We start from the raw sequence: 13135 nt of genomic DNA on the forward strand, positions 1-13135 counted from the left end.
ATGGCCGGCCCGATCTTTCCCTGGCGTGAAGGCAATCGCTTCGAGTTGCTGGTCGATGGCCCGCAATTCTTCCCACGCATGCTGGTGGCGATTGCCCGCGCCGAAGAACAGGTCGAGCTGGAACTGTACCTGGTGGAGGCGGGCGCTTGCGCCGAAGCCATGGTCCAGGCACTGGTCCAGGCCGCCGAACGCGGTGTGCGGGTGCGCTGCCTGTTCGATGATTACGGCAGCCTCGCCTTTACCCTGACCCTGCGCCATCGACTCATGGCCGCCGGCGTCGAACTGCGCTTCTACAATCGCTTGAGCTGGCGGCGCTGGGTTGGCAATTTCTACCGCGATCACCGCAAGCTGCTGCTGGTGGACCAGAGCATGGCCGTGGTCGGCGGTACCGGTGTAACCGACGAGTTCTGGACGCCAAACGAGGACGTCAGCGAGTGGCACGAGGTGATGGTGGAAATAACCGGCCCGCTGGTGCTCGACTGGCAATTGCTGTTCGATCGCCAATGGATCGCCAACCGCCATCGTCGCGCCTGGCGACCGGCCTCGCATTTCGGTCTTCCGCGCTTGCCCCGTGTGCCGGCCATGGGCGAGGGCATGGGCCGGGTCGCCTATGCCGACGCCCGCCAGCACCGAGACATCCTGCAATCGCTGATTCGTGCATTGAACAGCGGGCAGAAGCGGATCTGGCTGGCGACCCCGTATTTCCTGCCGACCTGGAAAGTCCGCCGTTCACTGCGCCGCGCGGCCTCCCGCGGGGTCGATGTGCGGCTGCTGTTGACCGGGCCACGCACCGATCACCCGTCGGTGCGGTACGCCGGGCATCGCTACTACCCGCGACTGCTCAAGTCCGGGGTGAAGATTTTCGAGTACCAGCCGTGTTTCCTGCATCTGAAAATGGTCCTGATCGATGACTGGGTGAGCATCGGCTCGTGCAATTTCGACCACTGGAATTTGCGTTTCAACCTGGAAGCCAATCTTGAAGCGCTGGACCCTGGATTGACCCGTGACGTGGTGGCGAGCTTTGTGAAGGACTTCTCGCTAAGCCAGGAAGTCAGCCTGGAGGCATGGCAACGCCGACCGCTGTGGAAGCGGATCAAGCAGCGGGCTTGGGGGTGGGTGGACCGGCTGGTGGTGAATCTGCTGGATCGACGGGGGTAGATCCCGATCGTTCCCACGCTCTGCGTGGGAATGCAGCCCGTGACGCTCCGCGTCACTGGACGCGGAGCGTCCCTTGAGGCATTCCCACGCAGAGCGTGGGAACGATCAGTACACGGGGGTTAGAGCAATTCGAAGCTCTGCTGCGTCACGTCCTGGGAGTCCAGGCCGATCTGCACGTTGAACTTGCCCGGCTCCGCTGCGTACTTGAGCTGGGTGTTGTAAAACTTCAGGTCATCCTCGGTGATGGTGAAGTGCACGACTTTCTGTTCACCGGCCTTGAGCATGACTTTCTGGAAGTTCTTCAGCTCCTTGATCGGGCGGATCATCGAACCGGTCTCGTCCTGGATATACAGCTGCACCACGGTTTCACCGTCACGCTTGCCGGTGTTTTTCACCGTGATGCTGGCGTCGAGCTTGCCGGTCTTGTTCAAGGTGGTCGACGACAGCGCCATATCCGACAGGCTGAAATCGGTGTAGCTCAGGCCGTAGCCGAACGGGTAAAGGGGCCCGGTGGTGTCATCGAAATATTGCGAGGTGTAATTGCCCGGTTTGCCCGGGGTGAACGGCCGGCCAATGGTCAGGTGATTGTAGTAGGTCGGAATCTGGCCTACCGAGCGCGGGATGGTGATCGGCAGTTTGCCCGACGGGTTGTAGTCGCCGAACAACACGTCGGCGATGGCGTTGCCGCCCTCGGTGCCGCTGAACCAGGTTTCCAGGATCGCGTCAGCCTGTTCCTTCTCTTCAAGAATCGACAGCGGGCGGCCGTTCATCAGCACCAGCACCAGTGGTTTGCCGGTGGCCTTCAGGGCACGGATCAGCTCGCGCTGATTTTCCGGGATGTTCAGGTCGGTGCGGCTCGACGATTCGTGGGACATGCCACGGGACTCGCCGACGGCGGCAACGACAACATCGGCATCCTTGGCGGCTTTCACCGCTTCGTCGATCAGCACATTGGTCGGACGCGGGTCATCCACCACTTCCGGCGCGTCAAAGTTCAGGAAGTTCAGGTAGCCGAGGATTTTCGGATCGCTGGTGATGTTGGCGCCACGGGCGTAGATCAGTGTCGATTTATCACCCAGGGCGTTAGTCATGCCGTCGAACAGGGTCACCGATTGCGCAGGGCGACCGGCGGCGGCCCAACTGCCCATCATGTCGATCGGCGCCTTGGCGAGCGGGCCGACCAGGGCGATTTTCGCGGTTTTCTTCAGCGGCAGGGTTTCGTTCTGGTTCTTCAGCAACACCAGGCTGCGACGGGCCACATCTCGGGCCTCGGCACGGTGCAGGCGGCTGTCGGCGTAGGTGTCGGCCGGATCGTCCTCGGCCTTGCCGATGCGCAGGTACGGGTCCTTGAACAGGCCCATGTCGTACTTGGCGTCCAGCACCGCACGCACGGCGTTGTCGATGTCGCTCTGCTGGATCTCGCCGGCCTTGAGCAGCCCCGGCAGTTCCTTGCCGTACAGGGTGTCGTTCATGCTCATGTGGATGCCGGCCTTGATCGCCAGCTTCGCCGCCTCACGACCATCGCGAGCGACACCATGCTTGATCAGCTCGAAAATCGCTCCGTGATCGCTGACCGCCAGGCCCTTGAAGCCCCATTCCTTGCGCAACAGGTCGTTCATCAACCAGGTGTTGGCGGTGGCCGGCACGCCATTGACCGAGTTCAGCGCGACCATGACCCCGCCAGCGCCGGCGTCAATCGCGGCGCGGTAAGGCGGCAGGTAGTCCTGGTACATCTTGACCGGGCTCATGTCGACCACGTTGTAGTCGCGACCGCCTTCGACTGCGCCATACAGGGCGAAGTGCTTGACGCTGGCCATGATGCTGTCGGCAGCGTTCGCGCCCGTGCCCTGGAACGCCTTGACCATCACCCCGGCAATGCGTGACACCAGGTAAGTGTCCTCGCCGAAGCCTTCGGAAGTGCGGCCCCAGCGCGGGTCGCGGGAGATGTCGACCATGGGCGCGAAGGTGATGTCGAGGCTATCGGCCGCGGCTTCCTTGGCGGCAATGCGCCCGGACAGGCCGATGGCGTCCATGTCCCAGCTCGAGGCCAGGGCCAGCGGGATCGGGAAAATGGTGCGGTGGCCGTGGATCACGTCGTAGGCGAAGAACATCGGGATCTTCAGGCGGCTGCGCATGGCCGCGTCCTGCATCGGACGGTTTTCCGGGCGGGTGATCGAGTTGAACGTACCGCCGATGTTGCCTGCCGCGATTTCCTTGCGAATCAGCTCCCGGGGCATTTCCGGGCCGATGCTGATCAGGCGCAACTGGCCGATTTTTTCATCGAGGGTCATCTGCTTCATCAGGTTACTGACGAAAGCGTCCTTGTTCTCCAGGGGTGCGGGCGTCGTGGCGGCCAGTGCGTCATGACTGGCCAGGCTGACGAACAGGCCCAGCAAACACAGCTTCTTCATGAATAGTTTTCTCAAGGGCCCAAGCGGCGATGTAAATGCCGGCCAGCCAAAATTTAGGGAGCGACTATTGTTGTTCGGGGGCAGCCTGGAAAAGCGGCAGCCGAATACCCGATGCGTTTTTTGCGCAGGGCATCTTTTAGCCCATTGCCCGGATGCAATCCAGTGGCGCGGCCGATTATGCCCCAAGAGCCGGCCGAGAGGGTCGCCGGTTGTTTTTTCCATGAAATATGAAGGGAGTACCACCCTGATGAATGTTCGACAGTCCTACCGGTCGAGGCTGCAGGTCGCCACCTTGCTCATGCTGGCCACGTTGCTGACCGCCTGCGGCATCAACAACATACCGACCCTCGATGAACAGGCCAAGGCGGCCTGGGGCCAGGTGCAGAACCAGTATCAGCGCCGTGCCGACCTGATTCCCAACCTGGTGGAAACCGTGAAGGGCTACGCCGCGCATGAGAAGGAAACCCTGACGGCCGTGATCGAAGCCAGGGCCAAGGCCACCTCGATCCAGGTCGATGCCTCCACACTCGACAACCCGGAAAAGCTCAAGCAGTACCAACAGGCCCAGGATCAACTCAGTGGTGCCTTGAGCCGCCTGATGGTGGTGTCCGAGCGCTATCCGGACCTGAAGGCCAACCAGAACTTCCTGGCCTTGCAATCGCAGCTTGAAGGCACCGAGAACCGGATCAGCGTGGCCCGGCGCGATTTCATCCTGGCGGTGCAGAAATACAACACCGAGATCCGCACGTTCCCCGGTCGCCTGTGGCACAGCGTGCTGTACAGCAGTCTGCCGGAACGCGAGACCTTCGAGGCCACGCCGGGGTCGGAAAAGCCGCCGGAAGTCAAATTCTGATCTGGATGAATAACCCTGTAGGAGCTGCCGCAGGCTGCGATCTTTTGACTTTGCTTCGAAAGATCAAGATCAAAAGATCGCAGCCTGCGGCAGCTCCTACGGTTGGATCGATGAGGTTGCCAATGCGAGCGTTGAAGATCGGCCTGGTGCTATTGCTATGGGTGTTTGCCCTGGCGGTCCAGGCCCAATTGAAGTTCCCGGAGCTGACCGGGCGGGTGGTCGACAACGCCGAGATGATCGAGCCTTCGGTGCGCGAGCAGTTGACGCAACAGCTTCAGGCCCATGAAAAAGCCACCGGTGAGCAGCTTGTGGTCGTGACTTTGCCGGACTTGCAGGGCACCGACATCGCCGACTTCGGCTATCAACTGGGCCGTTACTGGGGGATCGGCCAGAAAGACAAGAACAACGGCGCACTGCTGATTGTTGCCCGTGATGAGCGCAAACTGCGCATCGAAGTCGGTTATGGCCTGGAAGATCGCCTGACGGACGCCCAGAGTTCGGTGATCATCCATCAGGTCATCACCCCGGCGTTCAAGGCCGGCAATTACAGCAAAGGCATCAGCGACGGGGTGGCAGCGATGCTGGTGGTACTGGGCGGCAATCCCCTGGACGAACCCTCGACTGTGTACGAGTCCAGCGGCGATCCGGGCGATGATTTCATGTCGCGGCATCCGGGGCTGTTCGTATTCCTGGTGTTGTTGTTCATCCTGACAGTATTCGTTTTCCAAATGCTCGGTATCCTTCCGGCCGGTCGCGGCGGCTCCGGTGGTTCCGGTGGCGGTTTTGGTGGCGGCGGTTTCGGCGGCGGTGGCGGTGGAGGCTTCAGTGGTGGAGGGGGCAGTTTCGGTGGCGGCGGTTCGTCGGGCGGCTGGTGATGACACAGCAAAAAAAAACAATAGCGAGCAGGCATTCAACGACATGGCATTACTGACTGAACACGAACAACGCAAGGTCGCCGAGGCGATTGCCCGGGTCGAGCGCGATACCGACGCCGAACTGGTCACCGTACTCGCGGCCCGCGCCGACGATTATGTGTACATCCCGCTGCTCTGGGCCAGCCTGCTGGCACTGGTGCTGCCGGGGATCGTGCATTACCTGACCGGTTGGCTGACCTTGCACAGCCTGCTGCTGGTGCAATGGATCACCTTCATCGTGCTGTGCCTGGTATTGCGCATACCGAAAATCACCACGTACCTGGTTCCACGTTCGGTGCGTCACTGGCGCGCCTCGAACCTGGCGCGCCGGCAATTCCTGGAACAGAACCTGCACCACACGGCGGGCAGTACCGGAATCCTGATTTTTGTCTCTGAAGCCGAGCGCTATGTGGAAATCCTGGTGGATGAAGGTATTTCCAGTCGGCTGGACAACAGCCATTGGGATGCGATTGTCGCGGCGTTTACCCGGCAGGTGCGCCAGGGCCAGACGTTGCAGGGCTTTGTCACCTGCGTCGAGGCATGCGGCGAGTTGCTCAGGGTGCATGTTCCGGTGACGCATGAGCGTAACGAGCTGCCAAATCGACTGGTCGTGCTCGGCTAGGGCTGGTTATGCGAACACTTTTGTAATGCTTGCCGGTACAACTGCGGCAAGTTGTTTGGCTACTGTTCAGTCTTCAACATCTCCCTCCAATAGCGAACGCCCTGTGATGGGTGTTCTGACGCAGAGGGAGTGTTTATGTCAACGTATCTACCGCTCGACTCTTTTGCCGGTGCCGCCCCCAAAGGCGGGAGAGATGTATCGCCGGTCCATCTGACAGCGAAAGAAATACAAGCCTTAATATGGTGTTACAAGGGCAAGACTTCCTGGGAGATTGCCAGGATCCAGAATTGCTCACCCACCACGATAAATTTTCACTTTTTCAACATTCGCCGAAAGTTTGCTGTCAGGTCCCGTCATGCCGCCTTGCTCAAAGCCATAGAGTCGGGAGTTATTGTCATCGACGACGTCGATGAGCGAGGTCTCCATGAACTGGACTGATTCGGCTTACAACAGCATCAGTGGGCTCCTGTTGGGGTTGGGCATCGCGACGCTGCCCGCGATTGATGGCGAAGCGCTATTTGGTGCTTCGCTTGGGGCGTGGCTGGTCACTTCCACTCGCGTTGACTTCAAGGCCTGGCAGCGTATCGGTTCCTGGGTGCTATCGGCCGGCGTCGGTTATCTATTTACCCCCGTTGCGCTGCCGCTGGCGCCTTTCCTGACTGCGGGGGTAACGGCATTTCTGTGCGCGCTGATCATTATTCCTATCAGCATCAAGGTCATGCAGTGGGTCGATGGTGCTGGCCTGGGCGAAATTATTGAGCGCTTTAAAGGGCGACGCTGATGGATGTTAATACTGCATGGTCAAGTGTCCTGGCAATATTGCCCGTCTTACGCGTCTTCAAGTAAAGCGCGTATAACATTATGTTTCGCGCAGCTGTTGAAGTGTCGACAGGATAGACGCCATCTCTGAAAGTTTGAGTTCCATTTCACGCAGGCGGCGTTTTTCCTCCAGGGCATGTTGTATGGCGTTGCGATCTTCTTCATTGAGCAATCGCCACATCGCGAGAATTGTATTTTCCCGTGTGATTGTTTCCTGGGTTTGTTCCAAGGCATTGCCAGCAGTGCTTAGCCGCAAGATCGGTCCTTCGCCAAGCAACAACCAGTCAAGTGAAATACCGCGAGTCTGGGCAATTTCTACGCATAATGAGTACGGTGTACTGTCTCGACCTTTCCAGCTGCTGAGGGTTTGCGGACTGACTTTCAGCGCAGAAGACAGGGAGGCATCACTTTTTGTGCCAGTAATTTGTTTTAGGCGGGCTAAAACAGTCTGAGATTTTTTGCTACGCAATTTGAGCCTCTACCTTTTGACACATGCTTTTTGAGTGCTTAATGTATGCGCAATGAGTATTCTAAAATGAGTAATCAATTTTCAACTATGAGTCAGATAAATGTGATGTCGAAAATTCCTAATGGTAGCAGGGTGATTTCCTACATGTTTGGTTCTTGCCCATTGCACCGTTTTCCGTTGCACTTTCTTTTATCAGGTAAGCGTTATTTGCAGCGCCAGGTTGCAGCGATCCTCGCTCGCAGCAGTATTGCGTTTGATTATGTTGATTACCACCCGATGAACAGCGGGACCCAAGCATGAGTACTTACAAAATGGTGTGCCCGCATTGCTTGAGCCGCATGCGAATCCGCACCAGCGAGGGCCGACATATTTTCCTGCGGGTGGCCTACTTGCAATGCACGTCGGAAGCCTGCGGCTGGTCGGTTCGGGCCGAGTTCGAAATGACTCACGAGCTCTCTCCCAGTGGCATGCCCAATCCTGCCGTACGCCTGCCTTTCGCCGGACCCGATTTGCGGCACGCCGCCCGGCCTGTTGCGCCAATTGAGCCGACGACGTCGGCGCCTGTGGAGTCATGAACATGGGCGCAATCGTTGAAGACGAGGATCTGAACGAGCAATTGTTGACCATTGCCCAGGGGTTTTTGGCCCGCCATGAAAGCGATGCGGTCGTTGATGACCAGGTGCTGTTCTGTCGTGCCGTGAAGCACTTGCAAGGGATTGATGTGCCGATGCACCTGGCGGAGCGGCTGGTCAGCCACGCCTATGGGGAACTCAAGTCCTGCAACGATCGACGACGCCTGGACATCGGTGCCAGCTCCGAAACCGTCGCTGTCATCACTGATCCGGCCAACGGCATGACATGGGCCGTACCGGTGGGATTGATCGTCAGGCATGTGATCAATTCACCGAGCAATCGCAAACTTCGGCTGGTGGAGCCCTGAGGTATCGGCCATTACACTGCAGGTCTGGGGGGGATGACCGGGCCTGCGAAAAATAACCCCGTGCCCAAAACCCGCATCCCCCCTAAAATACCGGGCATTCTCCGATTTGCTCTGCCCGAGGCCGTTTTTTCCATGTCCGTCACCGCCACCCCCGCCAGCCTCGCGCCGGACCATCACGCCCAATTCATCGACCTGCTGCAATCGAGCCTGGAGCAGAACGCCTTCATCAAGTTGGTGTTGGCCAAGTACGCTGGCGATGAAGCGGACTTGCAGCGCATCATCATCAAGCCGGTGACGGTCAAGGCGCAGGCTTGCCTGTCCTTCGTCTATCGATACAAGACCCGCGACATCACCAAGAACCTGCCATTGGCCGAAGGTGTAGCCCTCATCAAAGACTTGTTGCCGGCATCGTTCAAAAATGCGCATTTGTTGTCGTTGACTGATGAAGCCCAGCTCGAATACAGCAAAAAGGGCAAGTCTTCGCTGTTCAAGAGCAAACCCCAGCAATTGCGTGAAGTGCCATCCGCCGGGCACAACCGTGAGAAAAACCGCTTTCTCGATTTGAACCGCCCGTTTCTCGCCGACCTGGGCGTCACCAACAAGCAGCATGAATTAATCCCTGCGATGTCGCGCAAGTGGAAGCAGATCAACAAGTTCATCGAGGTTTTCAGCCATGCGCTGACCTCGTCGCCACTGGCCCTGGATAGCCCGGTTCGCGTGGCAGACTTCGGCTCCGGCAAGGGTTACCTGACGTTTGCGATCCATGACTATCTGCGCAACACCCTGAAGGCCGAGGCGCAAGTGACTGGCGTCGAGTTGCGTGAAGACATGGTCACCCTGTGCAACGCCGCAGCGGCAAAGCTCGAGCACCCGGGGCTGGTCTTCAAGTGCGGTGATGTACGCAGCGTGGCACCGAGCGAGCTGGATGTGATGATCGCGTTGCATGCCTGCGACATCGCCACGGATTATGCGATTCACACCGGCATTCGTTCCGGTGCCTCGATCATCATGTGTTCGCCGTGCTGTCACAAACAGATTCGCCTGCAAATCCAGAGCCCGGCATTGCTCAAGCCGATGCTGCAGTACGGCTTGCACCTGGGACAGCAGGCGGAAATGGTCACCGACAGCTTGCGTGCGCTGTTCCTCGAAGCCTGCGGTTACGAGACCAAGGTGTTCGAGTTCATCTCGCTGGACCACACCAACAAGAACAAGATGATCCTGGCGGTCAAACGTGCCGAACCGGGTGATCCGGCCCAGCTGTTGGCGAAGATCCAGGAACTCAAGGCGTTCTACCACATCACCGAGCATTGCCTGGAAACCCTGTTGCGGGCTGACGGTTACCTCTGAAAGCCGTTCGATTTACGCCGTCACAATGCGTGCGGGCTTGACCGCCGTCTTGCGTCCCAGCACGACGGTCAGGATCACCCCGCCAGCAAACAGCCACGTAATCGGTTCGACGTGCTCGCCAAAAAACAGCGCGGAAAAGCCAATGGTGAAGAAAATCTGCAGCAGCTGGATCTGGCTGACCCGGGCAATGCCACCGATGGCCAGCCCGGCATACCAGGCAAAGAATCCGATGAATTGCGAAAACAGCGAGACGTAGCCGAAAGCCCACCAGGCCTTGGCCGAAATCTCGCCCTGATGTTGCAACCCAAGGTACAGCACCGGCCCGATCAACAGCGGGGTCGACAGCACCAGTGCCCAGCAGATCACTTGCCAGCCGCCCATTTCCTTGGCCAATCGGCCACCCTCGGCGTACCCCAGGCCACCCACCGCAATCGCGCCGAGCATCAACAGGTCGCCCGCCTGAATGCTGCCGGCCCCGCTGATCAGCGCATAACCGAGCACCAGTGCACTGCCCAGCGCGGCGCAGGCCCAGAAGGCTTTCGACGGGCGTTCGTGGGACAACCACGCGGCGTACAGCGCCACACACAGTGGCTGCAAGCCATTGACCAGTGCGCCATGGGACGCCGGCAAGGTTTGCATGGCCCAGGCCGATAGGACCGGAAAACCGAGGATCACCCCGGCAATCACCAGCGTCAGGCCTTTGACTTGCTTCCAGGTTGGCCATTTCTCACGCCGCCACAACAACAGCAACGCCGCGGGAACAGCCGCAAACAGTGCCCGGCCCAGGCCATTGAGCAGTGGATGCATCTCTTGCACGACGATGCGCGTGAAGGGCAGGGTAAGGCTGAAGATCACAACGCCGAGCAGGCCCAGGGCCATGCCGGTGTTTTCGCGGGTGGACATGATGGCAACCAGAATTTAATAGATGCTGTTATCTAGCCATAAACCCAAGGTAGCGCGCTGTTACAGCTGGGCGCAGAGTTATCCGTACAGTTGGGCGCGAAGCTCCCAACGTAGGAGCTGCCGCAGGCTGCGATCTTTTGATCTTGTTTTTAAGATCAAGATCAAAAGATCGCAGCCTGCGCCAGCTCCTACCAAGTGATCGGCGTAGTAGCAGGTTATTACCCACCCCTGCGGATAAGGACTACCTTGAATACTCCTGCATGCCAAGCATTTCCCAGAGGAGTCCTCCCCATGGCCGCGAAAAAAATTCTGATGCTGGTCGGCGATTACGTCGAAGACTATGAAGTGATGGTGCCGTTCCAGGCCCTGCTGATGGTCGGTCACACGGTGCATGCCGTTTGCCCGGACAAGAGCGCCGGCCAGACCGTGCGCACCGCTATCCATGACTTCGAAGGCGACCAGACCTACAGCGAAAAACCCGGTCACCTGTTTGCCCTGAACTTCGATTTCGCCAAGGTCAATGCGGCGGATTACGACGCCGTGCTGATACCCGGTGGTCGTGCACCAGAGTACTTGCGCCTGAATGAAAAAGTGTTGGAGCTGGTGCGCGATTTCGACAAGGCCGGCAAGCCGATCGCCGCCGTGTGCCACGGTGCGCAATTGTTGGCCGCCGCCGGGATTCTTGAGGGGCGTGAGTGCAGCGCTTACCCGGCCTGTGCGCCAGAAGTGCGCCTGGCGGGCGGTACGTTTATCGATATCCCGGTGACGGACGGCCATGTTCAAGGCAATCTGGCGACGGCACCGGCCTGGCCTGCCCACCCGAGCTGGCTCGCCGGTTTTCTCGGCTTGCTGGGCACTAAAATCACGCTGTAACAAAGGACCCGTCCATGTGCGAGCTCTACGTCAAGGCCGATCCGATTCTCTACGAATCGCGCTCCCGCTCGCTGCGCATTTGCGGGGTGGTCACCACCTTGCGGCTGGAGAATCAGTTCTGGGACATCCTCAGCGAAATCGCCGAGAGCGACGGTATGACCACCAATCAGCTGATTGCCAAGCTGTATGAGGAGGTCATGGACTACCGTGGCGAGGTGGTCAATTTCGCCTCGTTCCTGCGGGTGAGTTGTACGCGGTATTTGAGTCAGCGGCGGATTGCTCCTCCTCAGATGAGTGTGGTGCGAACGGCGTGAAAATCAAAAGATCGCAGCCTTCGGCAGCTCCTACAGGGATCGATGTAGGAGCTGCCGAAGGCTGCGATCTTTTGATCTTGTTGTTCCGGTGGTCTTTACTCTGAAGCGCGCAACCTCTCAATCGCCAAGGAGAAAAGAACATGTCCGGATGGTACGAAGTGAGCAAGAGCAGCAGCGGTCAGTTCAGGTTCGTCTTGAAGGCGGCGAACGCCGAAACCATTCTGACCAGCGAGTTGTACACCACCCGCGCCGCGGCCGACAAAGGCATCGCGTCAGTCCAGGCCAACAGTCCGCTGGATGAGCGCTACGAGAAGAAAACTACCAAGGATGGCCATCCTTATTTCAACCTCAAGGCGGGCAACCACGAGATTATTGGCAGCAGCGAAGCCTATTCCTCTGCATCCGCGCTGGACAAAGGCATCGCCAGTGTAAAGGCGAACGGCCCGACCAAGGTGATCAAGGACAAGACCTTGCCGGTGCTCTAAAACTCAACACAAATCCCCTGTGGGAGCGAGCCTGCTCGCGAATGCGGTTTAACAGTCAGCAAGATGTTGACTGACACGCCGCCATCGCGAGCAGGCTCGCTCCCACATGGGGTTATGCGTATGGCTGAGCGATCAGCGCAGGGCTTTTAGCAGGCCTTGCAACTGGCTCAGACCTGCTCCGTCCAACGGAAACACCGGCAACCGCGGATCACCCACCTCCAGTCCGGTAGCCCGTAAGCCGGCCTTGATCGTCGCCGGCAAACCACCCTTGAGAATGAAGTCCAGCAACGGCAACTGGCGATAGAACAGTTCACGAGCCTTGTTCAGGTCGTTGGCCAGCACGGCGTCGTACAGGTCGAGATTGAGTTGCGGGATCAGGTTCGGCGCTGCTGTACACCAGCCTTTTGCCCCGGCTGCGAAGGCTTCCAGCGCCAGGGGGTTGCAACCGTTGTAGAAGGGTACCTGGCCTTCGCCCAAGCGATACAGTTGATGCATGCGCTGGATGTCACCGGTGCTCTCCTTGACCATTGTCACGTTTTCCACGCCCTTGACGATACGCAGGATCAGCTCCACCGACATGTCGGTGCCGCTGGTGGCCGGGTTGTTATAGAGCATGATCGGCACGCCGATGCTGTCGCCGATGGCGCGGTAATGCGCGAGGATTTGCGCTTCGCTGAGTTTCCAGTAGGACGTCGGCAGCACCATCACCACGTCGGCGCCATGGGCTTCGGCGAAGCGGGCGCGACGCACCGCTTTGGCGGTGGTCAGGTCAGACACGCTGACGATGGTCGGCACACGCTTGGCCACATGCTTGATGCTGAACTCGGCGACCTGGTCCCATTCGGCGTCACTCAGGTAAGCGCCTTCGCCGGTGCTGCCCAGCGGTGCGATCGAATGCACACCGCCGTCGATCAAGCGGTCGATGGAGCGTCCGAGCGCCTCCAGGTCTACGCCCTCGCCGTTGGCGGTGAAGGGGGTGATGGTGTAGCCAATGATGCCGTGAATGTTTGCGCTGGGCATGGTGTCT

At 59.1% G+C, this 13135-nt stretch carries 17 protein-coding genes; 13 read left to right on the top strand and 4 right to left on the bottom strand.

The window, feature by feature from the left end; genetic code table 11:
- Positions 1–1158, top strand: a complete 1158-nt coding sequence (locus HGP31_RS07015; protein WP_020798371.1) for a phospholipase D-like domain-containing protein — start codon at positions 1–3, stop codon at positions 1156–1158.
- Positions 1159–1277: 119 nt separating this feature from the next.
- Here HGP31_RS07015 and bglX read toward each other — a convergent pair whose 3' ends face one another.
- Positions 1278–3569 carry a beta-glucosidase BglX gene (bglX, locus tag HGP31_RS07020; RefSeq protein ID WP_020798372.1) on the bottom strand — a complete coding sequence of 764 codons (2292 nt, stop codon included), beginning with the start codon at positions 3567–3569 and terminating at the stop codon, positions 1278–1280.
- A 247-nt stretch (positions 3570–3816) separates the two neighbouring features.
- Between bglX and HGP31_RS07025 the strand changes: the two genes are divergently transcribed.
- From HGP31_RS07025 to HGP31_RS07045, 5 genes are all read left to right on the top strand, one after another.
- On the top strand, positions 3817–4422 hold the full coding sequence (locus HGP31_RS07025) for a LemA family protein (protein ID WP_020798373.1): 606 nt from the start codon (positions 3817–3819) through the stop codon (positions 4420–4422).
- 122 nt (positions 4423–4544) lie between these two features.
- Complete coding sequence (locus tag HGP31_RS07030) at positions 4545–5297, top strand: TPM domain-containing protein (protein WP_083348372.1); 753 nt, start codon at positions 4545–4547, stop codon at positions 5295–5297.
- Between the two features lie 43 nt (positions 5298–5340).
- Complete coding sequence (locus HGP31_RS07035) at positions 5341–5958, top strand: TPM domain-containing protein (RefSeq protein WP_033044474.1); 618 nt, start codon at positions 5341–5343, stop codon at positions 5956–5958.
- Between the two features lie 135 nt (positions 5959–6093).
- A complete protein-coding gene (locus tag HGP31_RS07040; RefSeq protein WP_033044472.1) occupies positions 6094–6396 on the top strand; it encodes a helix-turn-helix domain-containing protein in 303 nt (100 codons plus the stop codon).
- On the top strand, positions 6383–6739 hold the full coding sequence (locus HGP31_RS07045; RefSeq protein WP_020798376.1) for a putative holin: 357 nt from the start codon (positions 6383–6385) through the stop codon (positions 6737–6739). Before HGP31_RS07040 ends, HGP31_RS07045 begins: the two co-directional genes overlap by 14 nt.
- Before the next feature lie 78 nt (positions 6740–6817).
- On the opposite strand, the gene HGP31_RS07050 is transcribed toward HGP31_RS07045, so the two are convergent.
- Positions 6818–7246 carry a helix-turn-helix domain-containing protein gene (locus HGP31_RS07050; RefSeq protein ID WP_168757366.1) on the bottom strand — a complete coding sequence of 143 codons (429 nt, stop codon included), beginning with the start codon at positions 7244–7246 and terminating at the stop codon, positions 6818–6820.
- A gap of 66 nt (positions 7247–7312) precedes the next feature.
- Between HGP31_RS07050 and HGP31_RS07055 the strand changes: the two genes are divergently transcribed.
- The 4 genes from HGP31_RS07055 to HGP31_RS07070 all read left to right on the top strand — a co-directional run bounded on the left by HGP31_RS07055 (position 7313) and on the right by HGP31_RS07070 (position 9533).
- Positions 7313–7546 carry a hypothetical protein gene (locus HGP31_RS07055; protein WP_020798379.1) on the top strand — a complete coding sequence of 78 codons (234 nt, stop codon included), beginning with the start codon at positions 7313–7315 and terminating at the stop codon, positions 7544–7546.
- Complete coding sequence (locus HGP31_RS07060) at positions 7543–7821, top strand: Ogr/Delta-like zinc finger protein (protein WP_080725384.1); 279 nt, start codon at positions 7543–7545, stop codon at positions 7819–7821. The genes HGP31_RS07055 and HGP31_RS07060 overlap by 4 nt, the downstream gene beginning before the upstream one ends.
- A 2-nt stretch (positions 7822–7823) precedes the next feature.
- The gene (locus HGP31_RS07065) at positions 7824–8186 is read left to right on the top strand and encodes a hypothetical protein (RefSeq protein WP_020798380.1); all 363 of its coding nucleotides are present in this window, start codon (positions 7824–7826) and stop codon (positions 8184–8186) included.
- Positions 8187–8318: 132 nt separating this feature from the next.
- Positions 8319–9533 carry a class I SAM-dependent methyltransferase gene (locus HGP31_RS07070; RefSeq protein WP_033044469.1) on the top strand — a complete coding sequence of 405 codons (1215 nt, stop codon included), beginning with the start codon at positions 8319–8321 and terminating at the stop codon, positions 9531–9533.
- Positions 9534–9545: 12 nt separating this feature from the next.
- Here HGP31_RS07070 and HGP31_RS07075 read toward each other — a convergent pair whose 3' ends face one another.
- Entirely contained in the window at positions 9546–10436 is an 891-nt protein-coding gene (locus tag HGP31_RS07075) for a DMT family transporter (RefSeq protein WP_083348375.1), read from the bottom strand.
- A 291-nt stretch (positions 10437–10727) separates the two neighbouring features.
- On the opposite strand from HGP31_RS07075, the gene HGP31_RS07080 reads away from it, so the two are divergent.
- The 3 genes from HGP31_RS07080 to HGP31_RS07090 all read left to right on the top strand — a co-directional run bounded on the left by HGP31_RS07080 (position 10728) and on the right by HGP31_RS07090 (position 12108).
- Positions 10728–11309: a DJ-1/PfpI family protein gene (locus HGP31_RS07080; RefSeq protein WP_020798383.1), complete on the top strand. Its 582-nt coding sequence runs from the start codon at positions 10728–10730 to the stop codon at positions 11307–11309.
- A 14-nt stretch (positions 11310–11323) separates the two neighbouring features.
- Positions 11324–11623 (top strand): ribbon-helix-helix domain-containing protein, encoded by a 300-nt coding sequence (locus HGP31_RS07085; protein ID WP_020798384.1) that lies wholly within the window; start codon positions 11324–11326, stop codon positions 11621–11623.
- A gap of 140 nt (positions 11624–11763) precedes the next feature.
- Positions 11764–12108, top strand: coding sequence for a YegP family protein (locus tag HGP31_RS07090; protein WP_020798385.1), 345 nt, complete (start codon positions 11764–11766; stop codon positions 12106–12108).
- A 132-nt stretch (positions 12109–12240) separates the two neighbouring features.
- On the opposite strand, the gene HGP31_RS07095 is transcribed toward HGP31_RS07090, so the two are convergent.
- Positions 12241–13128, bottom strand: a complete 888-nt coding sequence (locus HGP31_RS07095) for a dihydrodipicolinate synthase family protein (RefSeq protein ID WP_020798386.1) — start codon at positions 13126–13128, stop codon at positions 12241–12243.
- Between the last annotated feature and the right edge of the window lie 7 nt (positions 13129–13135).

This window comes from Pseudomonas umsongensis, from assembly GCF_012647205.1.
GTDB lineage: Bacteria > Pseudomonadota > Gammaproteobacteria > Pseudomonadales > Pseudomonadaceae > Aquipseudomonas > Aquipseudomonas umsongensis.